Raw genomic sequence first — 26501 nt, forward strand, 5'->3', positions numbered from 1 at the left:
TACCTCTCGGCCGGGTCGGCGGAGCGCGCACGCCGCCGCGAGCGCGAGGCGAAGTGACACGCCCTCCTGAGTCGATCGGGGTAGGGGCCCCGCTATCGACTCAGGAGGGCGTGTCACGTAGCCGGGAGTCAGCAGCGACGTTCGTCGCGACCGACGGCCCGGCTCATTCCCACTCGATCGTCCCCGGCGGCTTCGACGTCACGTCGAGCACCACGCGGTTCACGTCGCGCACCTCGTTGGTGATGCGGTTCGAGATCTTCGACAGCACGTCGTAGGGCAGGCGCGTCCAGTCCGCCGTCATGGCGTCTTCCGACGACACCGGCCGCAGCACGATGGGGTGGCCGTAGGTGCGGCCGTCGCCCTGCACTCCGACGGAGCGCACGTCGGCGAGCAGCACGACGGGGCACTGCCAGATCTCGTCGTCGAGGCCCGCCTTGGTCAGTTCGGCGCGAGCGATGGCGTCGGCCTCACGCAGGATCTCGAGACGGTCAGCGGTGACCTCGCCCACGATGCGGATGCCAAGACCGGGCCCCGGAAAGGGCTGGCGGCCGACGATGGCTTCGGGCAGGCCGAGCTCGCGGCCGATCGCGCGGACCTCGTCTTTGAAGAGGGTCCGCAGCGGCTCGACGAGCTCGAACTGGAGGTCCTCCGGCAGACCGCCGACGTTGTGGTGGCTCTTGATGTTGGCCGTGCCGGCACCGCCGCCCGACTCGACGACGTCGGGGTAGAGCGTGCCCTGCACGAGGAAACGCACCTGCTCGCCCTCGGCGGCGGCCTCGGCGACGAGGTCGGCCTGCACCTTCTCGAACGCGCGGATGAACTCGCGGCCGATGATCTTGCGCTTCTGCTCGGGGTCACTGACACCGGCGAGGGCGTTGAGGAACGTCTCGCGCGCGTCGACCGTGATGAGCTTCACGCCGGTGGAGGCGACGTAGTCGTTCTCGACCTGCTCGCGCTCGCCTTTGCGGAGGAGGCCGTGGTCGACGAAGACGGCGATCAGCTGGTCGCCGACGGCCTCGTGCACGAGCGCGGTCGACACGGCGGAGTCGACGCCGCCCGACAGGGCCGAGATGACGCGACCGGTGCCGACCTGTTCGCGGATGCGGGCGACCTGCTCGGCGATCACGTTGCCGCTGTTCCAGTCGGCGGGCAGTCCCGCCGCCTTGTGCAGGAAGTTCTCGAGCACGTTCTGGCCGTGGTCGGAGTGCTTGACCTCGGGATGCCACTGCACGCCGTACATGCGACGGGTGTCGTTCGCGAAGGCGGCGACGGGGGTGTGCGCGGTGCGGGCGAGCACCTCGAAGCCCTCGGGAGCACGGGAGACCTGGTCACCGTGGCTCATCCACACGTTCTGCTCGGCGGGCTGTCCCTGCAGGAGGGTGCCCTCGGTCACGACGGTGGCATCGGTGGCGCCGTACTCACGGAGGCCGGTGTTCGCGACCTCGCCGCCCAGGGCCTTGGCCATCACCTGGAAGCCATAGCAGATGCCGAGCGTGGGGACGTCGAGGTCGAAGACGCCGTCGTCGAGGCGCGGAGCCCCCTCTTCGTACACCGAGGAGGGGCCGCCCGACAGGATGATGCCGACGGGGTTCTTGGCCGCGATCTCTTCCGCCGAGGCGGTGTGCGGCACGATCTCGCTGTACACGCCCGCCTCACGGACGCGGCGGGCGATCAGCTGCGCGTACTGGGCGCCGAAGTCGACGACGAGGACGGGACGCTGGGACGTTTCGGTCTGTTCGGTCACCGGGTGCCCTCCGGGGCGGAGACGGGAGCCGAGGCCTGGGCGGCCTCGCGCTCGGCGAGGTAGGCGCGCACGCCGCGGGCGGTGCGCACCTCGAGGATGAAGGAGAGGAACGGCACCACGCCACCGAGGGCGAGGAAGACGAACCGACGGAACGGCCACCGCATGAGGCTCCAGACGCGGAAGCACGAGATGAGGTAGACGACGTAGAACCAGCCGTGCGCGACGAGGATCGCGAGCGACACGTTCACGCCGTCGCCCGTCGACAGGATCGAGCAGCCGTTGCCGCCGGGGACGAACAACGAGAACCACTGGCAGTCGGGGCCGGGAACGGCATCCGCGAACCACAGGAAGCCGCCGGACCCGCCGAGGAACAGCTCCACGTGAATGGGCGTGTACTTCAGGATCATCTCGGCGACCAGCAGGAGCAGGCCGACACCCGTGATGATGGAGCAGATCTGGTAGAACTTCAGGGCTCCGCGGATCGCCGGGAACGAGGCGAGCTTCGGGGCGCGGGGCATGGATGCCAGTCTAGTCGCGGGATTCCGCGGCATCCGCCGCGAGAGGCCGGGTCTGCTCGCCCTCGAGCTGTTCGTCTTCGAGGTCTTCGACCTCTTTCTCCCACGCGTCGCGCGCGAGGCGGTACCAGAGGTAGAGCGCGAAGCCGGCGAAGATCGCCCACTCGGCCGCGTAGAAGATGTTGAGCCAGTTCACGCGCGAACGCTCGTCGGGCGCGGGAGAGGCGATCGCGTCGAGCGGGCCGATGGCGGTCTGCGAGGCGATGTACTGCCGGTACACGCTGAGGTCGCCGGTGTCGTGCCACCGCCCGAGGAGCATGGCCGGTGACATCTTGACCAGCGTCTGCGGGTCCGCCCCGGCGGGCGGGACGGAGGGACCCTCGTCGGAGATCAGGCGCCCCGTCACCTCGACGACGGCGGTGGGATCGGCCTCGGCCTCCGCCTGCAATCGTGCGGCGGCCGCGTCGGCCTGACCGAGATCGCTGGTCCAGCCGGTCGCCACGGCGATCGACGTCGGTTCCGTCGTGCCCGCGACCCGCAGCTGCCCCGTGACCCAGTACCCCTCGACGTCGTCGTTGAAGCGCGACGACACGACGATGAAGTCGGATGCCACCCAGGTTCCGCTCACCTCGACCCGTTGTCCGACGAGGGGCTCGGGCAGGTAGTCACCGGGCTGGACGACGTCGGCGAGCGGACGCACGACCTCGGTCTGCCCGGGCTCGGGAGGCGAGGTGTCGACGGCGCGGCCGAGCTGCCACTGTCCGAGCCACGCGAGCACTCCAGCGATGACGAGCGAGAACGCCAGGAGCGCGATCCACCGCGGTCGCAGCATGACCTCCCGCAGGGTGGGCGGGAAGATCTGCGGCGGCGCGGAATCGGTCGCGGGGGTCGACGTCATGCGGTCTCCGGCGTCAGTGACCGTAGGGGGCCACGACGACCTCGACGCGCTGGAACTCCTTCAGGTCGGAGTATCCGGTGGTCGCCATGGACTTCTTCAGCGCACCGATGAGGTTCGCGGTGCCGTCGGCGACCGGCGCGGGGCCGTACAGAATCTGCTCGAGCGGACCGACCCGATCGACCGCGACGCGACGTCCGCGCGGCAGCTTCGCGTGGTGCGCCTCGGGGCCCCAGTGGAACCCGCGTCCGGGCGCATCGGTGGCCCGGGCGAGCGCGACGCCGAGCATGACGGCATCCGCGCCCATGGCGAGGGCCTTCACGATGTCGCCGGAGGTGCCCACCCCGCCGTCGGCGATCACGTGCACGTAACGCCCGCCCGACTCGTCGAGGTAGTCGCGGCGCGCCCCGGCGACGTCGGCGACGGCGGTGGCCATCGGGGCGTGCAGTCCGAGGGTGGCGCGGGTGGTGGAGGCCGCTCCCCCGCCGAAGCCGACGAGCACGCCGGCCGCGCCCGTGCGCATGAGGTGCAGGGCGGCGGTGTAGGTGGCGGCCCCGCCCACGATGACGGGGACGTCGAGGTCGTAGATGAACTTCTTGAGGTTCAACGGCTCGGCGACGCTCGACACGTGCTCGGCCGAGACCGTGGTGCCGCGGATGACGAAGAGGTCGACGCCGGCCGCGACGACCGTCTCGTAGAGGTCGTGCGTGCGCTGCGGCGTGAGGGCACCGGCGACGGTGACGCCGGCGGCGCGCACCTCGGCGAGGCGATCGCGCACGAGCTCGGGCTTGATCGGCTCGGAGTACAGCTCCTGCATGCGCCGCGTCGCGTCGGCCTCGGGGAGCGTCGCGATCTCGGCGAGCAGCGGCTCGGGGTCGTCGTACCGCGTCCACAGCCCCTCGAGGTCGAGGACGCCGAGACCGCCCAGGCGCCCGAGTTCGATCGCCGTGCGCGGGCTGACCACGGAGTCCATGGGCGCACCCAGAACCGGGATCTCGAAGGGGAAGGCGTCGATCGTCCATGCGGTCGAGACGTCTTCGGGGTTGCGCGTGCGCCGCGACGGCACGACGGCGATGTCGTCGAAGGTGTAGGCGCGGCGGGCGCGCTTGGCGCGGCCGAGGTCGATCTCCATGGTCACCCGATCAGCCTACCCGCGCCCTCCGACATCCCCGTCGGATCCTCCACCGTCGCGAGAAGCCGCCTCCGACGTCGACGCGGGCGTCGACGTCGGAGCATCGGCGCCGCGCAGCAGGCGGGTGAGCGGGCCGTCCAGGGCGAACAGCACGAAGCCGATCGACCCCAGCCACGGGCTCAGCACCATCGCCACCCCGCTGATGATCACCGCGCTGACGCTGGCCCGTCCGAGACGACGGGCGTCGTCGACCGTCAGGTCGGCCACGGCACCGGAACGGATCGCCCACACCCACTGCAGCCAGCCCAGCACGATCGCTAGGAAGAAGTTGACCGGCAGCAGGACGCGTCCGAGGAACAAGTCGCTGTACGTCGTGTCGAGAGACGAGGTGAACGGCACCAGCACGATGAGAAGCAGGCGCATGTTGTTGATCCACATCCCGGCGTCGTCGATGCGGACGATCCACTCGAACTGGCGCACGTGCGTCATCCACATCACGCACAGGATGAGGAAGCTGATCACGAACGAGAAGAGAGGATGCGCGAGTTCGACGAGCCCCTTCGCCAACTCCTCGTCGGTGGCCGGCGACCCGAGCGACTGATCGGTCAGACCCAGCACCAGCAGCGTCGCCGCGATCGCGAAGACGCCGTCGGCGAACGCCTCCGTGCGGCGCGTCGAGAGCGAGGCCTCGGAATGGCTCCTCCGCCGTCCGATCATGGGCACAGCGTATCCGCGTCGAGGAGAACGACGAAGGGCCGGGCAGTCGCCTGCCCGGCCCTTCTCGAAACGCTGCGCTTCTGCGCGACGCCTTACTTCTTGTAGTTCGGCGCCTCGACGACGATCTGCACGTCGTGCGGGTGCGACTCCTTCAGCCCCGCGGAGGTGATGCGGACGAACTTGCCCTTGGACTTCAGCTCCTCCACGGTGCGCGCACCGACGTAGAACATCGACTGCCGCAGGCCGCCGATCAGCTGGTAGGCCACGGCCGAGACGGGCCCGCGGTACGGGACCTGACCCTCGATACCCTCGGGGATCAGCTTGTCGTCGCTGGGGACGTCGGCCTGGAAGTAGCGGTCCTTCGAGTACGAGGTCTTCTTGCCACGGGTCTGCAGCGCGCCGAGGGAGCCCATGCCGCGGTACTGCTTGAACTGCTTGCCGCCCTGGAAGACGATCTCGCCCGGCGACTCGTCGGTGCCGGCGAGCAGCGAACCGAGCATGACGGTGTCGGCTCCGGCGACGAGGGCCTTCGCGATGTCGCCCGAGTACTGCAGTCCGCCGTCGGCGATCACGGGGACGCCCGCGGGGATCGCGGCCTTCGCGGCCTCGTAGATGGCGGTGACCTGGGGCACGCCGACGCCCGCCACGACGCGCGTGGTGCAGATCGATCCCGGCCCGACGCCGACCTTCACGGCATCCACTCCGGCGTCGATGAGCGCCTGAGCGCCCTCGCGCGTGGCGACGTTGCCGCCGATGACGTCGATGTGGGCGAACGAGGGGTCGGCCTTCAGACGCGTGACGATGTCGATCACGCCGGCCGACTGCCCGTTGGCGGTGTCGACGACGAGGACGTCGACGCCCGCGTCGCGCAGGGCCTCGGCGCGCTGCCACGCGTCGCCGAAGAAGCCGATGGCCGCGCCCACGCGGAGGCGACCGTGGTCGTCCTTCGTGGCGAGGGGGTACTTCTCGCTCTTGTCGAAGTCCTTGATCGTGATGAGGCCGGCGAGCTTGCCGTTCTCGTCGACGAGGGGCAGCTTCTCGACGCGGTGCTTCGCGAAGGTCGCGATGACGTCGTTCGCGTGGATGCCGACGGGGCCGGTGATGAGACCGTCCTTGGTCATGACGTCCTTGACCTTGGTGGTCTGACGCTCGAAGCCCGAGACGAACCGCATGTCGCGGTTGGTGATGATGCCGACGAGGACGCCGTCGGGGTCGACGACCGGCAGACCCGAGATGCGGTACTGCGCGCACATCGCGTCGACCTCGGCCACGGTGGCATCCGGGTTCGTGGTGATGGGGTTGGAGACCATGCCCGACTCGCTGCGCTTGACCTGGTCGACGATGCCGGCCTGGTCCTCGATCGACAGGTTGCGGTGCACGATGCCGATTCCGCCCTGGCGCGCGATCGCGATCGCCATGCGCGCCTCGGTGACGGTGTCCATCGCCGACGACAGCAGGGGCGTCGCGACGGTGATGCGGCGGGTGAGGCGCGACGACGTGTCCGCTTCGCTCGGGATGACGTCGGTGTGCCCCGGAAGGAGGAGGACATCGTCGTAGGTCAGTCCGATGAAACCGAAGGGGTCGTGCTGCTCCATGGATCCTCCTGCGCGCGCGGCGCCTGCTCGAAAATAAGGACGACGTCGGCCGGAACCCCCGTGGGCGCTCCGCCTCAAAGTGTAAGCGTCGGAGGCGTCCGTTTTCTTCCCCGCCCGCGCGGGATAGCGCACCCGCGAGGCCTCCACTATCCCCATTCCGCACGCTCTCGGACGTCGTGATCAAGCGTTATGCGGTCAACAGGTCACCGACGGGTATCGTTCTGACATCGACTGCCGCGCTGGAAACACCGCGGCAATAATCCCGGACTACGGTGTCCGGGCGGCGACGGGCCACGTCGTCGAACGACCAGGAGGTTTCGTGACCACTCGGCAAGCATCCCCACGGATGCCTCGCCGTCGACGTTCGATCCTGACGCTGTTGTCAGGCATCTTCGCTGCCGCCCTGGTGCTCGGGTTCGCCCCGGCATCGTCGGCAGCCGTCAACGATGAGGATCTTCCCTACTCGATCAACGTCAACGTGCGTTCGGAGGGCGAACCCGTCGCCCAGGCGAAGGTGACGGCGACCGACGGTTCCTTCACCGGGGAGGCGACGACCGACGACCGCGGTCGCGCCACCATCAAGGTCCCCACCAAGGAAGGCACCTGGACGCTCGACCTCGACGAGAGCTCGCTCCCGTCCGGACTCTCGATCCCCGACGGCCAATCCTTCGAGCGCACCGTCGAGTTCGGCAGCTCGAGCACCGTGTCCAGCAACTTCACCCTCGGCGCGGCGGAGCGGCAGACGACGAGCTTCGTCGATCAGCTGCTCTCCCGCACGGTGAACGGCCTGAACTTCGGTCTCATGCTCGCCCTCGCGGCGATCGGCCTCTCGCTCGTGTTCGGCACGACGGGACTGTCGAACTTCGCGCACGGTGAGATGGTGACGTTCGGCGCCATCGCCGCGCTCTTCCTCAGTGCCGGCACCGGCTGGTCGATCTGGATCGCCATCCCGCTGGCGATCATCCTCTCGGGTCTGTTCGGACTCGCGATGGATGCCGGCATCTGGCGCCCCCTGCGGCGACGGGGCCTCGGCATCGTGCAGTTGATGATCGTGTCGATCGGTCTCTCGCTCGCGCTGCGCTACATCTTCCAGATCTTCATCGGCGGTGGCACGCAGCAGCTGCCCGGCGCGTCGAGCGAGATCATCCCGGGACTCGGGCCGGTGCGCATCAGCGTCACCGACGTCACGAGCATGGCGATCTCGATCGTCGTGATCGGCGCCTTCGCGTGGTGGCTCACCCGCACGCGCCTCGGCCGCGCGACGCGCGCCGTGTCGGACAACCCGTCGCTCGCGGCGGCATCCGGGATCGACGTCGACAACGTCGTCCGCATCGTGTGGGTGCTGGCATCCGCCCTCGCCGGCCTCGCCGGTGTGCTGTGGGCCTACTTCCGCCCCGGCATCCGATGGGACATGGGCTCCGGCATCCTGCTGCTCATGTTCGCCGCCGTGGTGCTCGGCGGCCTCGGGACGGCGTTCGGAGCCCTCATCGGCTCGATCGTCGTCGGCCTCCTCGTCGAGGTGTCCACGCTGTGGATCCCCTCCGACATGAAGTATGTGGGCGCCCTCGTCGTGCTCATCGTCATCCTCCTCTTCCGGCCGCAGGGCATCCTCGGCCGCCGAGAGCGAATCGGGTAGGTACACAGATCATGGACTTCCTGCAGATCCTCTCGAACACGGCGTCGCAGATCCTCGCGCCGGCCACGTTCGGATACGCCCTCGCCGCCATCGGCCTGTCGATGCACTTCGGCTTCGCCGGACTCCTCAACATGGGTGTCGCCGGCTTCATGGCCATCGGCGCCTACGGCTTCGCGATCTCGATCCTTACCTTCGGCCTCGCGTGGCCGCTGGCGGCGCTGATCGGCTTCGCGGCGGCCATCGTGTTCGCCCTCATCATGGGCATCCCGACGCTGCGCCTGCGCGGCGACTACCTCGCGATCGTCACGATCGCGGCGGCTGAGATCCTGCGCCTGGTCTTCCTCACGTCGACCTTCCGCAGCGTCACCGGCTCGGCCGACGGCCTGTTCAACTTCCAGTCCGGCTGGCGCGGCGAGAACAACCCGCTCCCCGCGGGCGACTACGGCTTCGGCCCGTGGACGTACAACGCCAACCGCTGGTACGTGATCATCCTCGGCCTCGTCGCCGTCGCCGTCGCGGTCCTGCTGGTCTGGATGCTGATGCGCAGCCCCTGGGGCCGTGTCATCCGCGGCATCCGTGAAGACGAGGATGCCGTCCGCGCGCTCGGCAAGAACGTCTTCGCGTTCAAGATGCAGGCGCTCGTCATCGGCGGTGTCATCATCGCGGCCGGTGGCATCATCACGGCCATGGACACGAACGTGAACCCGAACGTGTACGTCACGTCGCAGACGTTCTTCGTCTACACGGCTCTGCTGCTCGGCGGTGCGGCGACGATCTTCGGCCCCGTGCTCGGCGCGGTGCTGTTCTGGGTCGTCCGCGCGTTCCTGTCGAACCTGCTGCCGGCGCTGTCCTCGATCGGACTGCTGCCCTTCCTCACCGCCGACCAGTCGCAGATGCTCGTCTTCGTCATCGTCGGCGTCGCACTGATGCTGCTCGTGATCTTCCGCCCCCAGGGCATCCTGGGCAGCAAGAAGGAGATGACCTTTGTCCGATGAGTCCACGCCGGTCGTGCCCAGCGCTTCGGCGCCCCGGGCGAAGGCGACCGGACTGCACAAGGGCGAGATCGGCCCCGGCGTCGCCAAGGTCGACCCGATCATCGTCGCCGACAACGTGCGTCGCGACTTCGGCGGCAACACCGCCGTCGACGTGAAGCACCTCGAGATCCCGCGCAACGCGATCACCGCGCTGATCGGACCGAACGGCGCCGGCAAGACGACGCTGTTCAACCTGCTCACCGGGTTCGACAAGCCCAACAGCGGCCAGTGGTCGTTCGACGGCAAGAACCTCGCCGGCATCCCGGCGTTCAAGGCCGCCCGCATGGGTCAGGTGCGCACCTTCCAGCTCACCAAGGCGCTCGGGCTGCTCACGGTTCTCGAGAACATGAAGCTGGGCGCGACCAAGCAGAAGGGCGAGGGGCTGTTCTCCAGCATCCTGCCCTTCGTGTGGCGCAAGCAGGAGTCCGACAACGACGCCAAGGCGCGCGACCTGCTCAAGCGCTTCAAGCTGGATGCCAAGGAGGCCGACTTCGCCGCCTCGCTGTCCGGCGGCCAGCGCAAGCTGCTCGAGATGGCGCGCGCGCTCATGAGCGATCCCACGCTCGTGATGCTCGACGAGCCGATGGCCGGCGTCAACCCGGCGCTGACGCAGTCGCTGCTCGACCACATCCTCGATCTCAAGGACCTCGGCATGACCGTGCTCTTCGTCGAGCACGACATGCACATGGTCCGCCACATCGCGGACTGGGTCGTCGTCATGGCCGAGGGCAAGATCGTCGCCGAGGGCCCGCCCGACACCGTGATGAAGGACCAGGCCGTCATCGACGCCTACCTGGGCGCGCACCAGGACGTCGACCTCGGCGTCGTCACGGGCCGCCACGAGGGGACGGTCGACTCGGCCGCCGCCGCGGAGCTGCTCGAGACCGCTCAGCAGGTCGACGCCGCGATCGACGGCGAGTCATCGCCGTCGTCGCACGAGAAGGAGGACGGTCGATGACCGGCAACGTTGTCGAGCTCCGCGATGTGCACGCCGGGTACCTTCCCGGCGTCAACATCCTGAACGGGGCCAACCTCACCGCCGCTCCCGGCGAGCTCATCGGCATCATCGGCCCCAACGGCGCCGGCAAGTCGACCATGCTCAAGGCGATCTTCGGCCAGGTGAAGGTGCGCTCCGGTTCCGTCATCCTCGACGGGGAGGAGATTACCGGACTGCGCGCGAACAAGCTCGTGGCCAAGGGCGTCGGCTTCGTTCCGCAGACGAACAACGTCTTCCCGAGCCTCACCATCGGCGAGAACCTGCAGATGGGGCTCTACCAGCGCCCCAAGGGGTACGCGGAGCGCGTCGACTTCGTCACGAGCATCTTCCCCGACCTGGCGAAGCGTCTGAAGCAGCGCGCCGGCTCGCTGTCGGGCGGTGAGCGCCAGATGGTCGCCATGGGCCGCGCGCTCATGATGGATCCGAAGGTGCTGCTGCTCGACGAGCCGTCGGCGGGTCTGTCGCCCGTGCGCCAGGACGAGGCGTTCATCCGCGTCTCGGAGATCAACAAGGCGGGCGTCACCTGCATCATGGTCGAGCAGAACGCGCGCCGCTGCCTGCAGATCTGCGATCGCGGATACGTGCTCGACCAGGGCCGCGACGCCTACACCGGCACGGGTCGCGAGCTCATGGACGACCCGGCCGTCATCGGCCTGTACCTCGGCACGCTCGGCACCTGAGCCGCGCGTCCGTCCGCCGGGAAGGCCCGGGTCCCCTTTTGGGGGCCCGGGCCTTCTCCGTGCGCGGGGCGGGGCCACTGGCGACAGGACCGGGTCCTGGGCTCAGGACGGGCTCTCCCGTGGCGCGGGGCGGGATGACCGGGGACAGGACCAGGTCCCCGTCTCAGGGCCCGGGCTCTCCCGTGCGCGGGGCGGGGTGACCGGGGACGGGCCCGATTCTGTCGCTCAAGGCCCGAGCCGTTCCGGTGAGGGCCGCGCGACGCGGGACGCCCGGGCCGGCGCAGAAGACAGCGCCGAGCGGGTGGCGCGGCCGTCCGAGCGGCGGGCGGCGCGGGACGGGCAGGCTCCCGATTCCGCCATCCCGAACGACTCCACCGGCACGACACAGAGACACGACACAGAAAAAGGGCCCCGGAACCGAAGTCCCGGGGCCCTCAGGCTCAACCGATCAACCGGCGCGGAGCCAGCTGTAGTTGTTGTCGTCGCCGTACTCGAAGACACCGATCGTCGCCTCGGTGGGGTCACCCACGTCGTTGAACGTGATCGGGCCCGAGACGCCGTCGTAGTCGGCCTCTCCGCCACCGATGATGATGTCGGCGCACTCCGCGTAGGTCGTGCACTTGGTGCCGCTGCCGCTGCCGCCGGAGACCGACTGCAGGTTCGCCGCCACGTCGGGACCCGCGGCCGAGCCGGCCTTCAGCGCCGCGAGGGCGAGCAGGACGACCGAGTCGTAGGACTCGGGGGCGTAGGTGAAGTCCTCGAGCGCGGGGTTGCCCTTACCGCTCCAGAACGACTCGAGCGAGCTGCGGAACGTCGCCGTCGAGTCGGGGTCGACGCTCGGGTACGTGCCCTTGGCCCCGGCGAGGGTTCCGTTGGGGAACTGGGTGCCGAAGTTCTTCAGGTTGCCGTCGACGAAGAACAGCTTGTCGGGGCTGACGCTCGCGGTGATGTCGGGGATGATCGTCGACACCTCGTCGAACGTGATCAGGGCGATCGCGTCGGGCGACTGGGCCAGGACGTCCTCGATCTGCGCCGAGAAGTTCGTGTCACCCGTGTTGTAGAGGCTCGTGGCGACGACGGATCCGCCGGCGTTCTCGAAGGCCTTCTTGGTGAAGCACGCGAGACCGGTGCCGTACGAGTCGTTCAGCACGATCATGCCGAGGGTCTCGTTGCCCTCGGACGCGATCAGGTTGCCGAGCACCTCGCCCTGGAGGACGTCGGAGGGAGCAGTCCGCCAGTAGAGGCCCTTGTCGTCGTAGCCGGTGAAGGCAGCCGAGGTGTTGGCCGGCGAGATCTGCACGGCGTTGGCCGCGATGACCTGGTCGATGAACTGCAGCGACGTGCCCGAGGACGCGGCGCCGACGATGGCGGTCGCGCCGGCGCCGAGGAGGCGCGGGATCTCGGTCTCGTAGGCCTTGTTGTCGGTGTCGCCCGAGTCGCCCTGGATGAGGTTGATCTGCACGCCCTTGTTGGCGGCGTTGATCTCCGACGCGGCGTACTCGGTACCCGCGATCTCGGGCGGGCCGAGGAAGGCGAGGTTACCGGTCACGGGAAGTGCCGTGCCGATGTTGTACGTGAGGTTGGTCGCCGGGCCGGTCGAGGTCGACGAGTACTCGGGTGTGTACGAGGCGGGCTCGGCCGCGTTGCAGTCGATCGGGAAGTCGCCGCCACCGGCAGCGTCGCCGGTCTCGGACGGAGTGCTGCTGCCGGAACAACCGGCCAGGACGAGCGCGCTGACGCCGACCACGGCGAGTCCGCCGATGATCTTCGCATAACGCGAACGGGAGAGGACACTCATATGGGTGCTCCTTGGTGAGTAGGAACCGAGGGGATGACCCCCGCGGATTGTCACAAACCTAACGGCGCCCCTGTGGCCACGTTGTTGCAATGTGTTAACGGTCGGTTACGCGACCCAATCGTTACTTTTCAGCGGCAACAGCGGGCCGCCAAACGCAGGATCCGCGCCGTCAGACCGGTTCGACGACGTCATCCACCGTCTGCCGGTGGCGGCGCGAGGCCACGACCGAGTCGACGCTCAGCATCACCAGGGCGACCCACACGAGGGCGAAGCCGACCCACCTCTCCGCCGTCATGGGCTCATGGAGCACCCACACGCCGATGACGAACTGGATGATGGGCGCGACGAACTGCAGCAGCCCGATGACGGTGAGCGGTACGCGGCGGGCTCCCGACGCGAACAGCAGCAGCGGCACGGCGGTCACCGCGCCCGCGAGCAGGAGAAGGACGGTGTGCAGCACCCCCTGCGTGCCGAGCGTGATGCCGCTGATGTTCGCCACGAACACCAGCTGGACGGCGGCGACCGGCAGCAACCAGAGCGATTCGAGGGTGAGTCCGCTCACGGCATCCACCGCGGGTCCGATCTGCTTCTTCACGAGACCGTAGAAGCCGAACGAGAACGCCAGGGTCAGCGCGATCCACGGGAAGGCGCCATAGCCGACGACGATCACGACGACCGCGACCACGGCCACGCCCACGGCGATCCACGGGAGGATCCGCAACCTCTCGCGCAGCACCACGACCCCGAGCAGCACCGTCACGATCGGGTTGATGAAGTACCCCAGGCTCGTCTCGATGACGTGCCCGGTCAGCGCACCGTAGAGGTAGGTCTGCCAGTTCACGTAGATCAGCACGCCGGCGACGGCGGTCAGCAGCATGAGGCGCGGCTGCCGCACGATCGCGAGGAAGGGCCGCCAGGCGCGCAGCACCGTCAGCAGCAGCAGGCAGAAGACGAACGCGAGGATGATGCGCCACGCCACGACCTCGAAGGGGCCGGTGGGCGCGAGCTGCAGGAAGTAGATGGGCAGGACGCCCCACAGCAGGTAGGCGCCGAGAGCGTACAGGGCACCGCGAGTGGTCCCCCCGGTCGGAGTGGAGGGAGCGGGGGTCACCGACCCAGCCTACGCGCGGGATCGACCCCGGGACGGTCGCGCGTCCCTCTCTTCCTGCCATCCGGGAGGAACGACGAAGGCCCCGGATGCCGAGCACCCGGGGCCTTCGATCGAGTCACGCGATCAGCGGACGACGACCGCCAGGACGTCGCGAGCCGAGAGCACGAGGTACTCCTCGGCGCCGAACTTGACCTCGGTGCCGCCGTACTTGCTGTAGAGCACGCGGTCGCCGACGGCGACGTCGAGGGGGACACGGTTGCCGTTGTCGTCGATGCGGCCGGGGCCGACGGCGACGACTTCGCCCTCCTGCGGCTTCTCCTTGGCGGTGTCGGGGATGACGAGACCACTCGCGGTGGTCTGCTCAGCCTCGACCTGCTTGATGACGATGCGGTCCTCGAGCGGCTTGATGGAAACCGACACGGTCTACCTCTTCTTTCTCGTTACAGAAGACTTGTCAGCACTCACGCGGGGAGAGTGCTAATGCGAGTGTAGAGAAGCGCTGGCACTCATGCAACGCGAGTGCCAGCACAATCGCCCGCCTAGGCTGAATCGGGTGGATACCAGCGAGCTGACCGCCCTGCTCACGCCCGACGGCCTGCGCCTTCTCGACGAGCTCGGCCCGATCGTCTCCACCGACGACGCCGCTCGCGCCGTCTCGCGCCTGCGCGCCGCCGGCCACTCCCCCGACCTCGTGTCGGCCGTCGTCGGCCAGGCTCGGCTCCGTGTGCGCGCGGCGGCGAAGTTCGGCGCTTTCGCCGACCGCATGCTCTTCACGCGAGCGGGACTCGAGCAGGCCACGCGGCTGTCGATCGCCGCGCGTCACGCCGGACGCTTCCGCGCCGCGGGAATGACGAGCGTGGCCGACCTCGGCTGCGGCATCGGCGGCGACGCCCTCGGGATGGCGGGTCTCGGCATCCGGGTGCACGCCGTCGACGCCGACGAGGTCACCGCCGCGATCGCGGCCTACAACCTCGCCCCGTTCGGAGAGAGCGCGAAGGTGGCGCACGCGCGCGCCGAAGACGTCGACCTGGAGAGGACGGATGCCGTGTGGCTCGACCCCGCGCGCCGCACGGCGGGTCACTCCGAGACGCGCCAGGTCGCCTCGAGCGAGTGGTCGCCCTCACTCGAGTGGGTGTTCGACCTCCTCCGGCGCACGTCGGGTGGCGTGAAACTCGGACCGGGGTTCGACCGGACGCAGATCCCCGACGACGTCGAGGCGCAGTGGATCAGCGCCGACGGCTCGACGATCGAGCTGGTGCTGTGGGCCGGCGCACTCGCCCGCGACCACGTACGCCGAGCCGCGCTGGTGGTGCGCGGCGACGAGGCCTGGGAGCTGACGGCCCCCGCCGACAGCGAGGACGTGGCCGAGAGGGAGCTCGGTGCTTTCGTGCACGAGCCCGACGGAGCGATCATCCGCGCCCGACTGATCGGCGAGGTCGCCCGCGCCCTGGAGGCGGGGATGCTGTCTCCCGGCATCGCCTACCTCACCTCGGACGCGCCGCTGACGAGTCCTTTCGTGCAGTCGTTCCGCATCCGCGAGCACCTTCCCGCCGATCCGAAGAAGCTCGGGCAGGCGTTGCGCGCCCGCGGCATCGGCACGCTCGAAATCAAAAAGCGCGGGGTCGACGTCGACCCCGCGACGCTCCGCAAGAAGCTCGCGTTGCGCGGCGACGACTCCGCGACCCTCCTCCTCACGCGGGTCGGGTCCTCGCGCCTCGCGCTCCTCGCCGATCGCGTCTGACGGCCCGCACGGCGGGAGCGTGCGGACCGGCGGTCAGCGCACGGCGAGCTGCGAGAAACCCCAGACCAGCCACCCGACGCTGAACACGAGCGAGAGCAGCGAGAGCGCCAGGGCCCAGACGGCCACGGGGCGACTGTCGTGCGTGCGCCGCAGCGACATCGTCGCGACGACCACCCCGATCACCCCGAGGGGCAGGAGCCAGCCGGTCACGAGAGCGGCGAGCAGGGCCAGGACGGCCACCGCGAGCGCCCAGGGCGCGAGCGAGGGCGGGGGCTTCGGCGCGGGCGGGACGTACGGGATCAGGTGATCGCCGAACGCCGCCATCTCGAGCTGCGCGGTGGGCAGTCGCTCGGCGTCGTCGTCGTCCGGCGCGGGAGCGGCCATCTCCCCCGCCGGGACCATCCACGGGCGCCGCGGATCGACCGCCGGTGGAGCCTCATCGGCGGTCTCCTTGCGCGCGCGTCGCGTCGGCGGCGTCGGATCGGTCATGGCGCCGGGGCCTCGGCATCCGGGTCTTCGGCCACCTGGATCTCGGTCACCGGGAGAGTGGAGTCGGCGCCGAACGCGAGGGTCGAGGGACGCCGACCGGATGCGATGAGCTCGGCCGCGAGCGCGGCGATCATCGCCCCGTTGTCGGTGCACAGCCGCAGCGGCGGGATGCGCACCGAGACCCCGGCGGCGGCGGCGCGCTCGAGGGCGACGTCGCGCAGTCGCTTGTTCGCGATGACGCCGCCGCCCAGCAGCAGCCGGGGGACGCCGTACCGCGCGCACGCGTCGAGGGCCTTCGTCACGAGCACGTCCACGACGGCCTCGCGGAACGAGGCCGCGACGTCGGCGACCGGTACCGGCTCGCCCGTCGCCTCGTGCTGCTCGACCCAGCGCGCCACCGCCGTCTTGAGTCCCGAGAACGAGAAGTCGTAGCGATGGGATGCCATGTCGGAGGCGCGCGAGAGCCCCCGCGGGAAGCGGATCGCCGTGGGGTCGCCGGTCGCCGCCGCGCGATCGATCTCGGGACCGCCGGGATAGGGGAGCGTGAGGAGACGGGCGACCTTGTCGAACGCCTCTCCCGCCGCGTCGTCCATCGTCTCGCCCAGCAGTTCGACGTCGCTGGTGAGGTCGCGCACGAGCAGCAGCGAGGTGTGGCCTCCACTGACCAGCAGGGCGACCGTCGGGTACTCGAGCTCGCCCGCCTCGGCATCCAGGATGTCGGCGGCGATGTGTCCGACCAGGTGGTTCACGGCGTAGAGGGGCTTGTCGAGCGCGACGGCGAGTCCCTTGGCCGCGCCCACCCCGACCATGAGCGCGCCGGCGAGCCCCGGGCCGCTGGTCACCGCGACGGCGTCGAGGTCGGCGAGGGCGACGCCCGCCTCGGCGAGCGCGGCGTCGATCGAGGGCTGGAGAGCCTCGAGGTGCGCGCGCGCGGCGACCTCGGGGACGACACCGCCGTAGCGCGCGTGCTCGTCCATGCTCGAGGCGATCGTGTTGCTGAGCAGGGTGCGTCCCCGCACGATGCCGATCCCGGTCTCGTCGCAGCTGGTCTCGATGCCGAGCACGAGGGGCGCGTCCATCAGCACCATCCCTTTCCGGTGGGCGAGGAGGTCGTGGGGTCGGCGGCGGAGGATGCCGCGGTCTCGGCGCGCCGGGCCGCCCAGCCCCGCAGGTCGAGCTGCATCACGATCGCGTCGACGTCGTCGGGCTGGTAGTAGCGCGGGCGGCGACCGACCTCGACGAAGCCCTCCGACGCGTAGAGCGCCTGCGCCACCGGGTTGTCGGCGCGCACCTCGAGGAACACGTCGTGCACCCCGCGGTCCACGGCCTCGGTGAGCAGCGTGGCCAGCAGGGCCCGCCCGCGACCGCGACCGCGCGCCGCCGCGGAGATCGTGATGGTCTGGATGTCGGCGTCCCGGGCTCCGCGCACCGCGCGCAGTCCCGCGTATCCGACGAGGCGACCGGCCTCCTCGACCACGACGTACCAGCCGTGCGGCGACGCGAGCTCCTCGCGCATCATCGCGTCGCTCCAGGCGTCGGTGGGGAACGAGGTGCGCTCGAGGTCCATGATGGCGTCGAGGTCGGCGCCGGTGGCGCGACGCGTCACCATCAGCTGACCCGCTTCGGGGCGTGGGCGGCGACGACGTCGGGGCTACGCAGGTAGAGCGGCTCGCCGTCGGCGAGCGTGCGACCGGCGTCGAGGGCGCGGGCGGCGGCGAGAGCGATCATCGCGGCCGACACACTCGTGGCGTCGTACCGGCGCGCGCCGGCCTCGTCGAGACGCGCGTCGAGGCCGTCGCGCGGGGAGAGCGCGGCGTCGGAGAGTCGGACGGGCAGTCCGTCGTCGTCGAGGCCGTCGTACACGCTGAAGGCGAACTCGCGGCGCCGGGCATCGGTGACCACCGCGAATCGCCCCGTCTCGGTGCCGGTGAGCGCGTCCGCGAGCAGCACCCCGAGCGCGATGCCGTCGTGACTGGGGACCGGGACCACCGGCACCCCCTTTCCGAGGGCGAACACCCGCGCGGTGGCGATCCCCACGCGCAGGCCCGTGAAGGGCCCGGGGCCCATGCCGACGGCGACGTGGGTCGGGGCGGGCGCTGCGGACGACACGCGTCGCAGCAGATCGCCGATGACCTCGGCGTGACCCAGCGGGTTCGCGCTCTGCTCGTCGGCGAGCACCTCTCCGTCACGGGTGATGGCCGCGACGGCGGTGCCGAGCGACGTGTCGATGCCGAGGATCACCGTTCCAGCGTATCCGGCGCCCTCCGCCCGCGCGTCGCGGCATCCGGGCTCCCCTCCGCTCCGAAGAACGGACATGGATGCCACGACCCTCGGGCTGCGTCGCACGGTCGTCCCCACGGGGGTCGGCCCCCTGGTGGTGCGCGCGGGACGCGCCTCGGGGAGCCCGGTCGCCACCGTGCTGCTGCACGGCGCCGCGGGGTCGTGGTCGACATGGGCACCGATGATCGCCGCCTCCGATGAGATCGGCCTTCCGCTCTCCGACGTCGTCGCCGTCGATCTCCCCGGGTGGGGCGAGTCCCCGGGGCCGGTCCCCGCCCCCGCCGACCTGGCGGTCGCCGTGGCCGCCGTGGCGCGTGCCCTCGGCTATCCCCGGTGGCGCCTCGTGGGCCACTCCCTCGGCGGGGTGATCGCTCTCGACGTCGCCGCGCGCTTCCCCGACGAGACCGTGGCCGTCGGCGTGGTGTCGCCCAGCGGCGCCGGGGCCCGCGTTGTGATGCGCCGCCCCCTCGCGGGCGGCATCCGGCTCCCCTGGCTCGCCGGGATGGTCGTCGCTATGCGGATTCTTCGGGGTCTCGGTCCTCTCGCGAGCCCCCTCCTGCGGCTGCTCCGACGCACGGGAGCCCTGCGCGGGCTCTCGCGGCCGCTGTTCCGGCATCCGGAACGGGTCGATCCCGCGGTCACCGACGCTCTCGCCGACGAGATCCGCCCCGCGGCCTTCCTCGCCGCCGCTCACCTGTCGCGCACGCACGACGATGCCGTCTGGCGCCGGATCTCGTGCCCGGTGCGCTCGGTGCGCGGGGCGCACGACGTGTTCGTCGCCGCGGCCGACGCACGGGAGTGGTCGCGCATCCTGCGCGACGTCGACCACGTGGTCCTCGCCGACAGCGGGCACTTCGCCCACGTCGAGCAGCCCGTGCAGACGCTGCGCGCGCTGCGCGAGGTGTGGGCGGCCTCCCGGGCGACCCCGGCCCCCGCTCCGCGGAGACGGAGCGCTCCCCCGCGCCGCGGACGGCGGACCCCCGCGACATGACGCGCGGCGCGCGCCCCGCCGGCGAGGCGACGGTCAGGGATGCCGCGAGATCGTGACGGTCCGCGGGGCGTCGGCGTCGAGTTCGACGGTGTGCACGGCGATCTCGCCGCACGCGTTGTCGACGCCTCGACCGCCGGTCTGCCGCGAGATCTCGATCTCCCACCACGCGTCGGCCAGGTACTCCGCGACCCCGCGACCCCACTCGACGATCACCGCGCTGTGGGCGACATCGATGTCGAGGTCGTCGAGCTCGACCGCGGCGCCCAACCGGTAGGCATCCACGTGCACGAGCGGAGTCCCGCCCGACAGCGAGGGATGCGTGCGCGCGATGACGAAAGTGGGACTCTGCACGGGCCCCCGGATGCCGAGGCCCTCGCCGATCCCGCGGGTGAGGGTGGTCTTGCCCGCGCCGAGCGGACCCGTCAGCACGACGACGTCACCGGGCTCGAGGGCGCGGCCGATCAGCCGGCCCAGGTCTTCCATGTCGGACGGGGACTCGACGACGCGTTCGCCGAGCACCTCCTCGGGGACGCTCATGCGTGCACCTCTCGTCGGGGGACGCGCGCTCCCACGCGCGTGACGATCTCGTAGTCGATCGTGTCGGCGGCATCCGCCCAGTCACGGGCCGACGGCACGCCCAGCGTCGGATCGCCGAAGAGCACGACCTCGTCGCCGATCGACACGGGGTGATCGCCCACGTCGACGACGAACTGGTCCATCGCGATTCGACCCGCGACCGTGAAACGGCGACCACCGATCACGACCGGCCCGCGGCCCGACGCCTGCCGCGGCACGCCGTCGGCGTAGCCGAGCGGCACGAGGGCGAGCGTCGTGTCGACCGGGGTGCGGTAGTCGTAGCCGTACGAGACGCCTGTGCCCGCGGGGACGCGCCGCACCGCCGCCACCGCGCCCCGCAGGGTCATGGCGGGGCGCAGCCCGAGGTCGGCGGGGGTGCGGTCGTCGAAGGGCGAGACGCCGTACAGGCCGATGCCGATGCGGACGCAGCCGAGGCGGGCCTCGGGAAGCGCGATCGCGGCGTTCGTCGCGGCGATGTGCCGCAATGGGGGGCGGAGCCCCGCCGACGCCGCCAGGATCACGCCCTCTTCGAATCTCGCCAGCGCCGCGCGGTCGTCGTCGAGGCTCGTGTTCGACAGGTGCGAGAAGAGACCGACCACGCGCAGGCGACCGATGCGCTCGAGGCGGGCCGCCTCGGAGAACACCACGCGCCAGTCGGCGGGGGCGATGCCGTTGCGCGAGAGGCCCGTCTCGATCTTCAGGTGCACCGCGGCGGGACGCCCCTCGCCCGCCGCCTGCCCGGCGCGCAGCACCTGGTCGAGGTCGGAGATGCCGAGCTCGATCTCTTCGCGGACGGCCTCGTCGAACGACGCCCCGGGCGCGTGCAGCCACGCGAAGAGGGGGGCCCGGATGCCGGCGCGGCGCAGCGCGAGCGCCTCGGTGATGTCGGACACGCCGATGCGGGCCGCTCCCCCGCGCAGCGCGGCGAGGGCGGCGCGGTGCGCGCCGTGCCCGTACCCGTCCGCCTTGACGACCGCGATGATCTCGCTGCCGGTCAGGGCGCGCAGGTGGCGCACGTTCTCGGTGATCGCGTCGACGTCGACGAGCGCTTCGCGCAGCACCCCGGGTGCCATCGTCATGCGGTGTCCTCTCCGGCGGGATCGGGAACGGATGCCGCGGGCGCCGACGCCCGCGTGTCGCCCGCCGGCTGAGCGCCCTCGGCGACGACGTAAGCGGTCGCGAGACCCGCATCGTGCGACATCGACAGGTGCAGCGCCGTGATGCCCCGGGCGGCGACCGTGGTCGCGGTCTCTCCGCGCAGCGCGAAGACGGGGCGTCCCGAGGGTTCGGAGGCGACTTCGATGTCGGTCCAGTGCACGCCGTCCGACCCGCCGAGCGCCTTGATGAGCGCTTCTTTCGCGGCGTAGCGCGCGGCGAGGGACCGGGGCTTGAGGACCCGCTCGGACGGTGCGAACAGCCGGGCGAGCAGACGCGGCGTCCGTGAGAGATGCGCCTCGAAACGGGGAACGTCGACCAGGTCGACGCCGATTCCGACGATCATGCGGCCTCCCTCCCCGGCATCCGTTCCATTCTGCCCGTGCGCGCCGACATCGGTCGCCCTCCGCCCCCTCGGGTCGGGAACGGGAAAGGGGCCGGATGCCACGGCATCCGGCCCCCGCGATCGACGGTCTTACTCGACCGTGACCGACTTCGCCAGGTTGCGCGGCTGGTCGACGTCGAGGCCCTTGGCCTCGGCCAGGCCCATCGCGAAGATGTGCAGCGGCACGACCGCCAGCAGCGGCTCGAACAGCGGAGCGGCGAGCGGGATGCGCAGCACCTCGTCGGCGGCGGGGAGCACCGCGACATCGCCCTCTTCCGCGATCGCGATGACACGGGCACCGCGGGCGCGGATCTCCTCGATGTTCGAGACGACCTTCTTGTGCATCTCGCCCGAGCCGCGCGGCGACGGCACGACGACGAACACCGGCTGACCGGGCTCGATCAGGGCGATGGGGCCGTGCTTGAGCTCCCCGGCGGCGAAGCCCTCGGCGTGGATGTACGCGAGCTCCTTGAGCTTCAGCGCCCCCTCGAGAGCGATCGGATAACCGACGTTGCGGCCCAGGAAGAGCACCGAACGGGTGTCGGCCATCCAGTGCGCCAGCTGCTCGATGCGCGACTGCTCGGTTTCGAGCACGCGGGCGATCTTGCCGGGCACGGCCTCGAGCTCGGTCACGGCCTCGACGGCGACGACCGGGTCGACGGCGCCGCGGACGCGACCCACGTGCAGGGCGAGCAGGTACAGCGCGGTGATCTGCGCCACGAACGCCTTCGTCGAAGCCACGGCGACCTCGGGACCGGCGTGCGTGTAGACGATCGCGTCGGACTCGCGCGGGATCGTCGCGCCCTGCGTGTTGCAGATCGACAGGGTCTTCGCGCCGCGGGAGCGGGCGTACTTGACGGCCATGAGGGTGTCCATGGTCTCGCCCGACTGGCTGATCGACACGACGAGCGTGCGGGGCGAGAGCACCGGGTCGCGGTAGCGGAACTCGTGCGCGAGTTCGACGTCGACGGGCACGCGCGTCCAGGTCTCGAGGGCGTACTTGCCGACCATGCCGGCGTACGCGGCGGTGCCGCAGGCGATGACGAGGATGCGGTCGATGTCGGCGAGGAAGTCGTCGAGGCCCTCGAGCTCGGGGATCTCGACGCGGCCCTCGTGGATGCGACCGCGCAGCGTGTTCGCGACGGCCTCGGGCTCCTCGGAGACCTCCTTGGCCATGAACGACGACCAGCCGCCCTTCTCGGCCGCCGAAGCGTCCCAGGTGACCTCGAAGGCCTCGACCTCGACGGGGGCGCCCGAGAAGTCGGTGACCTCGACGCCGTCGGGGGTGATCGCGACGATCTCGTCCTGGCCGATCGCGAGGGCGTTGCGGGTGTGCTCGACAAACGCGGCGACGTCGGAGCCGAGGAAGTTCTCGCCCTCGCCCAGGCCGATGACCAGCGGCGAGTTGCGCCGCGCGCCGACGACCAGGCCCGGGTGGTCCTCGTGCATCGCGAGCAGCGTGTAGGCGCCCTCGAGGCGCGACACGACGGCGCGGAAGGCGGCGACGAGGTCCTGGGACTTGGCGTACTCGCGACCGATCATCACCGCGGCGACCTCGGTGTCGGTCTCGCTGCGGAAGCTGAAGCCCTCGCCCACGAGCTCGCTCTTGAGCTCGGCGAAGTTCTCGATGATGCCGTTGTGGATGACGGCGAGCTTGTCGTCGTCGGCGAGGTGGGGGTGCGCGTTGGCGTCGGTGGGGCCGCCGTGCGTCGCCCAGCGCGTGTGACCGATTCCGGTCGTGCCGTTGGCCATCGGCGATGCCTCGAGGTCGTCGCGCAGCACCGCCAGCTTGCCGGCGCGCTTGCGCATCCCGAGCGCACCGTCGCCGTCGATCACGGCGATGCCCGCGGAGTCGTACCCCCGGTACTCCAGACGCGACAGCCCCGCCAGAAGGATGTCCTGGCTCTGCCGAGGACCCACGTAACCGATGATTCCGCACATGGTCCCCGAGTCTACGTGGCGGGGCTGAGCGAACCCCTCCGCAGCGCCCCCAGCCGCGCGGCGAGGCGGACCCACGAGCCGTCGCGGACGAGGAGCAGGTCCAACCCGATCATCATCAACGAGAAGGGCCAGAGCCCCAGGAGCACGGCGATGCCGAGGTGCATGCCCGTGATCAGGACCACGGCCGCGTAGCGTGTCGGCTTCCACAGGATGAGGACGGGGAAGAGCAGCTGCACCCACAGGGCGAGCCAGGTCGCCATCGCCACCATCGGCGCCGACTGCCACGCGAGCTGGCTCAGGAACGGCAGCACGTGGAACTGCTCGATGCTGAGGGCGTAGTAGATGGCGGTGCCGTTCAGCCACTCCTCCCCCTGGAGCTTGAGCAGGCTCGAGACGAGGTAGACGAGGAGGATCTGGAACACGCACAGGATCAGGACGGTGTTGTGTGCCCAGGCGCCGAGCCAGGATGGCATCCATCGGGGGCGGCGTGCGCTCCGCTGCGGCCGGGCGCGGCGCATCCGGGCACGCAGCCACGCGTCGACGGAGAAGTGCCGGCTCAGATCCGCGAACACGACGAAGAGCAGCACGATCCGCATCAGCGTGTCTCCCCCGTTGCCGAGCAGGGTGGTGTTGGTCGACAGCCCGACCCAGAACACGAGCAGGAACGGCGTCACCCATCGCGTCTTCCACCCCGCCACGAACACCACCGCGAGGGCGAGGAGGAGATGGAACGAGACCTCGAAGACGACGGCGTTGTCCTTGGGGAAGAGGAGCCGGAGGGGTTCCCACCATCCGCGGCGACTGGCCTCCGGCTCCACCCACCACGCCCCGGCGCCCCAGAGGTAACGCCGGTCGGCGTAGCTGGGCAGCAGGACGATGAGCATGGACAGCCCCATCAGGATGCGAAGGATCGAGAAGCCGATCGTCGCGTGCTCGCGTTCCGTGAGCCACCCGACGAAACGCCTCCACAAGCGATCGGGCCGCACGCTCTCGCGCAGCCCCGCCGGACGGGGGAAGGATGCCACTCTGCTCATCGTCCCGTGTACCTCTCGACGATCTCGTCGTAGATGGAGATGACCTCGTCGGTCGGTGCGGTGCCCGGCTGGCGCCACCCGAACGTCGTGTACGACAGCTCGGTCTGCCGTTCCTCGTCGAAGCGGTGCAGGAAGTCGTTCGGCCGATCGTGTTCGATCCGCCACCGGACGCGTTCGACCGGGCGGTCGAAGTAGGCCGTGCCGAACGCCGCAGCGAACCGCACGAGCATGTAGTCGTAGCGGAGATACCGCACCGCCGCGGCTCGACTGCCCCCGAGATCGTCGAGCTGCGTGAGGAGCTCGTCGGCCGAGACGGGGGCGAAGGCGCCCCCGCCCAGCCCGCGGATGAACGTGTCGCGCACCCGATCCCTCTGCTCGGCGCTCAGCGCCTGGTACCGCGTGACGAACGCCTGCGCGGCGTTGAACGTGTTCTTCGAGATGCGCGAGGGCATCGGGATGCCGCGGGCCGACGTGAACTCGATGTCGGTCACGTCGACCCACTCGCTGCGCACCAGGTCGTCGCCCTCGCGCCACTGCACCTGGATCTGCAGGTTGCGGTTCACCTTCATGATGTTCGGGGCGAACACGTTCCACCGCTGCGAGAACCAGGGTGAGAAGGCTTCCGCCACCATCGGCCGGGTCGGGCTCGAAGGGACCGTGAACGATCCCGCCACGAAGGCGTACCCGGCCACGATGGCGAGGGTCACGGCGGCGGCGACCGCCGCGACCCTCGTCGACCCGGCGGGAGGGCGCCCCTCCGCAGCCCCCGCATCGGGGGCGCCCTCCGCCGTGGTCGCTCGTGAGAGCGTGGTGGTCTCACTCACCGTGCTCGACCTTGCCGGTCTCGCGCCGGCGCAGGATCCACAGACCCGCACCGAGGAAGAGCAGGATGGCCGCTCCGCCCGCGAGCAGGGGCGCGTTCGCCTCGACGCCGGTTCGCGCCAGGCCCCCTCCACCGCCGTTGCCGGTGCCGTTGCCGGTGCCGTTGCCTCCGCCGGAGGGACCGGCGTCGACGGGCGCGACCACGAGGAAGTCCGTGTTCTCGCGCTCGGTCGGCAGCTCTCCCGAGACCGATCCGCGCACCTCGACACGGTGCTCACCGAGATCGAAGTCGGGGCCCACGGTGAACGACATCCGGGCCATGCCGCCGGCATCCGCGACCACCGGGGTCAGCTCGAACGGCGTCGAGTTGACCGTCGCCGAGACCGTCTCCCCGGGCTGGAAGCCCGTCATGATGACCTCCTGCACCGCGCCCGTCCCGCGCACGATCCGCTTCTGAGCAACATCCGCTCGGGCGTTCGAGACCGGGTCTCCGTCCGTCGCGTCCGCGTCGGCGGCGTCAGCGTCGGCCGCGTCGGCGTCGGCGACATCGGCGTCGGCCGCGTCGGCGTCGGCGTCGGCGACATCGGCGTCGGCCGCGTCAGCTGCGTCGGCTGCGTCGGCTGCGTCGGCTGCGTCGGCCGCGTCGGCTGCGTCGGCTGCGTCGGCATCGGTCGCGTCAGCATCGGCGACATCGGCCGCGTCAGCGTCGGCGGCATCGGCATCGGCCGCGTCCGCATCGGCGATGTCCGCACCGTCAGCGTCCGCCATGTCGGCGTCCATACCGTCCGCATCAGCGACATCCGCATCCGCCACGTCCGCGTCCATGCCGTCTGCATCAGCGACATCCGCATCCGCCACGTCCGCGTCCACACCGTCCGCGTCCACACCGTCCGCATCAGCGACATCCGCATCAGCGACATCCGCATCAGCGACATCCGCGTCCGCGACATCCGCGTCCGCGACATCCGCGTCCGCGACATCCGCGTCCGCACCGTCCGCGTCGATGTCCAGCACATCCGCATCCGCATCCAGCACATCCACGTCCACCGCGTCCGCGTCGATCACGTCGACATCCAGACCATCCGCGTCCGCATCGACGTCCAGAACATCCGCATCCGCATCCAGCACGTCCGCATCCGCATCGACATCCAGCACATCCAGCGCGTCCGTCACGTCGATGTCCAGAACATCCAACGCATCCGCATCAGCCGCATCCGCGTCAGCGACATCCGC

At 70.4% G+C, this 26501-nt stretch carries 26 protein-coding genes; 6 read left to right on the top strand and 20 right to left on the bottom strand.

Going from position 1 to position 26501, the window contains the following annotated elements; translation table 11 throughout:
* Positions 1-163: 163 nt before the first annotated feature.
* The 6 genes from guaA to guaB form a co-directional block, all read right to left on the bottom strand.
* A complete protein-coding gene (gene guaA / locus FB047_RS10740) occupies positions 164-1744 on the bottom strand; it encodes a glutamine-hydrolyzing GMP synthase (RefSeq protein WP_136587176.1) in 1581 nt (526 codons plus the stop codon).
* The gene (locus FB047_RS10745) at positions 1741-2262 is read right to left on the bottom strand and encodes a DUF3817 domain-containing protein (protein ID WP_136587177.1); all 522 of its coding nucleotides are present in this window, start codon (positions 2260-2262) and stop codon (positions 1741-1743) included. Before FB047_RS10745 ends, guaA begins: the two co-directional genes overlap by 4 nt.
* 10 nt (positions 2263-2272) lie before the next feature.
* The gene (locus FB047_RS10750) at positions 2273-3157 is read right to left on the bottom strand and encodes an SURF1 family protein (protein ID WP_136587178.1); all 885 of its coding nucleotides are present in this window, start codon (positions 3155-3157) and stop codon (positions 2273-2275) included.
* 13 nt (positions 3158-3170) lie between these two features.
* Entirely contained in the window at positions 3171-4286 is a 1116-nt protein-coding gene (locus tag FB047_RS10755) for a GuaB3 family IMP dehydrogenase-related protein (RefSeq protein ID WP_136587223.1), read from the bottom strand.
* A gap of 15 nt (positions 4287-4301) precedes the next feature.
* Entirely contained in the window at positions 4302-5003 is a 702-nt protein-coding gene (locus FB047_RS10760) for a TMEM175 family protein (protein ID WP_136587179.1), read from the bottom strand.
* Positions 5004-5095: 92 nt separating this feature from the next.
* Positions 5096-6598 carry an IMP dehydrogenase gene (guaB, locus tag FB047_RS10765; RefSeq protein WP_136587180.1) on the bottom strand — a complete coding sequence of 501 codons (1503 nt, stop codon included), beginning with the start codon at positions 6596-6598 and terminating at the stop codon, positions 5096-5098.
* Between the two features lie 346 nt (positions 6599-6944).
* Between guaB and FB047_RS10770 the strand changes: the two genes are divergently transcribed.
* The 4 genes from FB047_RS10770 to FB047_RS10785 are packed head-to-tail and all read left to right on the top strand — an operon-like array spanning position 6945 to position 10945.
* The gene (locus FB047_RS10770) at positions 6945-8234 is read left to right on the top strand and encodes a branched-chain amino acid ABC transporter permease (RefSeq protein WP_136587181.1); all 1290 of its coding nucleotides are present in this window, start codon (positions 6945-6947) and stop codon (positions 8232-8234) included.
* Positions 8235-8245: 11 nt separating this feature from the next.
* The gene (locus FB047_RS10775) at positions 8246-9229 is read left to right on the top strand and encodes a branched-chain amino acid ABC transporter permease (protein WP_136587182.1); all 984 of its coding nucleotides are present in this window, start codon (positions 8246-8248) and stop codon (positions 9227-9229) included.
* Between the two features lie 13 nt (positions 9230-9242).
* Positions 9243-10226, top strand: coding sequence for an ABC transporter ATP-binding protein (locus FB047_RS10780; RefSeq protein ID WP_136587224.1), 984 nt, complete (start codon positions 9243-9245; stop codon positions 10224-10226).
* Entirely contained in the window at positions 10223-10945 is a 723-nt protein-coding gene (locus FB047_RS10785; RefSeq protein ID WP_136587183.1) for an ABC transporter ATP-binding protein, read from the top strand. Before FB047_RS10780 ends, FB047_RS10785 begins: the two co-directional genes overlap by 4 nt.
* A 448-nt stretch (positions 10946-11393) precedes the next feature.
* Here FB047_RS10785 and FB047_RS10790 read toward each other — a convergent pair whose 3' ends face one another.
* The 3 genes from FB047_RS10790 to groES all read right to left on the bottom strand — a co-directional run bounded on the left by FB047_RS10790 (position 11394) and on the right by groES (position 14274).
* On the bottom strand, positions 11394-12743 hold the full coding sequence (locus FB047_RS10790; RefSeq protein WP_136587184.1) for an ABC transporter substrate-binding protein: 1350 nt from the start codon (positions 12741-12743) through the stop codon (positions 11394-11396).
* Positions 12744-12912: 169 nt separating this feature from the next.
* On the bottom strand, positions 12913-13854 hold the full coding sequence (gene rarD / locus FB047_RS10795; RefSeq protein WP_136587185.1) for an EamA family transporter RarD: 942 nt from the start codon (positions 13852-13854) through the stop codon (positions 12913-12915).
* A gap of 123 nt (positions 13855-13977) precedes the next feature.
* Entirely contained in the window at positions 13978-14274 is a 297-nt protein-coding gene (gene groES / locus FB047_RS10800; protein ID WP_013583903.1) for a co-chaperone GroES, read from the bottom strand.
* A gap of 133 nt (positions 14275-14407) precedes the next feature.
* Here groES and FB047_RS10805 point away from each other — a divergent pair, with 133 nt between their 5' ends.
* On the top strand, positions 14408-15595 hold the full coding sequence (locus FB047_RS10805) for a THUMP-like domain-containing protein (protein WP_136587186.1): 1188 nt from the start codon (positions 14408-14410) through the stop codon (positions 15593-15595).
* Between the two features lie 33 nt (positions 15596-15628).
* On the opposite strand, the gene FB047_RS10810 is transcribed toward FB047_RS10805, so the two are convergent.
* The 4 genes from FB047_RS10810 to tsaB are packed head-to-tail and all read right to left on the bottom strand — an operon-like array spanning position 15629 to position 18325.
* A complete protein-coding gene (locus FB047_RS10810; protein ID WP_136587187.1) occupies positions 15629-16084 on the bottom strand; it encodes a hypothetical protein in 456 nt (151 codons plus the stop codon).
* Positions 16081-17163 (bottom strand): tRNA (adenosine(37)-N6)-threonylcarbamoyltransferase complex transferase subunit TsaD, encoded by a 1083-nt coding sequence (gene tsaD, locus FB047_RS10815; RefSeq protein WP_205822900.1) that lies wholly within the window; start codon positions 17161-17163, stop codon positions 16081-16083. The genes FB047_RS10810 and tsaD overlap by 4 nt, the downstream gene beginning before the upstream one ends.
* The gene (rimI, locus tag FB047_RS10820; protein ID WP_136587188.1) at positions 17163-17693 is read right to left on the bottom strand and encodes a ribosomal protein S18-alanine N-acetyltransferase; all 531 of its coding nucleotides are present in this window, start codon (positions 17691-17693) and stop codon (positions 17163-17165) included. The genes tsaD and rimI overlap by 1 nt, the downstream gene beginning before the upstream one ends.
* Complete coding sequence (gene tsaB, locus FB047_RS10825; RefSeq protein ID WP_136587189.1) at positions 17693-18325, bottom strand: tRNA (adenosine(37)-N6)-threonylcarbamoyltransferase complex dimerization subunit type 1 TsaB; 633 nt, start codon at positions 18323-18325, stop codon at positions 17693-17695. Before tsaB ends, rimI begins: the two co-directional genes overlap by 1 nt.
* A gap of 73 nt (positions 18326-18398) precedes the next feature.
* Here tsaB and FB047_RS10830 point away from each other — a divergent pair, with 73 nt between their 5' ends.
* On the top strand, positions 18399-19355 hold the full coding sequence (locus FB047_RS10830) for an alpha/beta fold hydrolase (protein WP_136587190.1): 957 nt from the start codon (positions 18399-18401) through the stop codon (positions 19353-19355).
* A 33-nt stretch (positions 19356-19388) separates the two neighbouring features.
* Here the strand turns inward: FB047_RS10830 and tsaE are convergent, their stop codons facing one another.
* From tsaE to FB047_RS17090, 7 genes are all read right to left on the bottom strand, one after another.
* The gene (tsaE, locus tag FB047_RS10835) at positions 19389-19892 is read right to left on the bottom strand and encodes a tRNA (adenosine(37)-N6)-threonylcarbamoyltransferase complex ATPase subunit type 1 TsaE (RefSeq protein ID WP_136587191.1); all 504 of its coding nucleotides are present in this window, start codon (positions 19890-19892) and stop codon (positions 19389-19391) included.
* Positions 19889-21010: an alanine racemase gene (gene alr / locus FB047_RS10840; protein ID WP_205822903.1), complete on the bottom strand. Its 1122-nt coding sequence runs from the start codon at positions 21008-21010 to the stop codon at positions 19889-19891. The genes tsaE and alr overlap by 4 nt, the downstream gene beginning before the upstream one ends.
* Positions 21007-21432, bottom strand: coding sequence for a holo-ACP synthase (locus FB047_RS10845; protein WP_136587192.1), 426 nt, complete (start codon positions 21430-21432; stop codon positions 21007-21009). Before FB047_RS10845 ends, alr begins: the two co-directional genes overlap by 4 nt.
* 129 nt (positions 21433-21561) lie before the next feature.
* Positions 21562-23412 carry a glutamine--fructose-6-phosphate transaminase (isomerizing) gene (glmS, locus tag FB047_RS10850; protein WP_136587193.1) on the bottom strand — a complete coding sequence of 617 codons (1851 nt, stop codon included), beginning with the start codon at positions 23410-23412 and terminating at the stop codon, positions 21562-21564.
* Positions 23413-23423: 11 nt separating this feature from the next.
* Positions 23424-24437, bottom strand: coding sequence for an HTTM domain-containing protein (locus FB047_RS10855; protein WP_167494217.1), 1014 nt, complete (start codon positions 24435-24437; stop codon positions 23424-23426).
* A 5-nt stretch (positions 24438-24442) separates the two neighbouring features.
* Positions 24443-25270 carry a DUF5819 family protein gene (locus FB047_RS10860; protein WP_136587195.1) on the bottom strand — a complete coding sequence of 276 codons (828 nt, stop codon included), beginning with the start codon at positions 25268-25270 and terminating at the stop codon, positions 24443-24445.
* Positions 25263-26501: LPXTG cell wall anchor domain-containing protein (locus FB047_RS17090; RefSeq protein WP_205822911.1), on the bottom strand; the 1239-nt coding region annotated here is incomplete at its 5' end. The genes FB047_RS10860 and FB047_RS17090, both read right to left, overlap by 8 nt.

Source organism: Microbacterium hydrothermale (assembly GCF_004854025.1).
Taxonomy (GTDB): Bacteria; Actinomycetota; Actinomycetes; order Actinomycetales; family Microbacteriaceae; genus Microbacterium; species Microbacterium hydrothermale.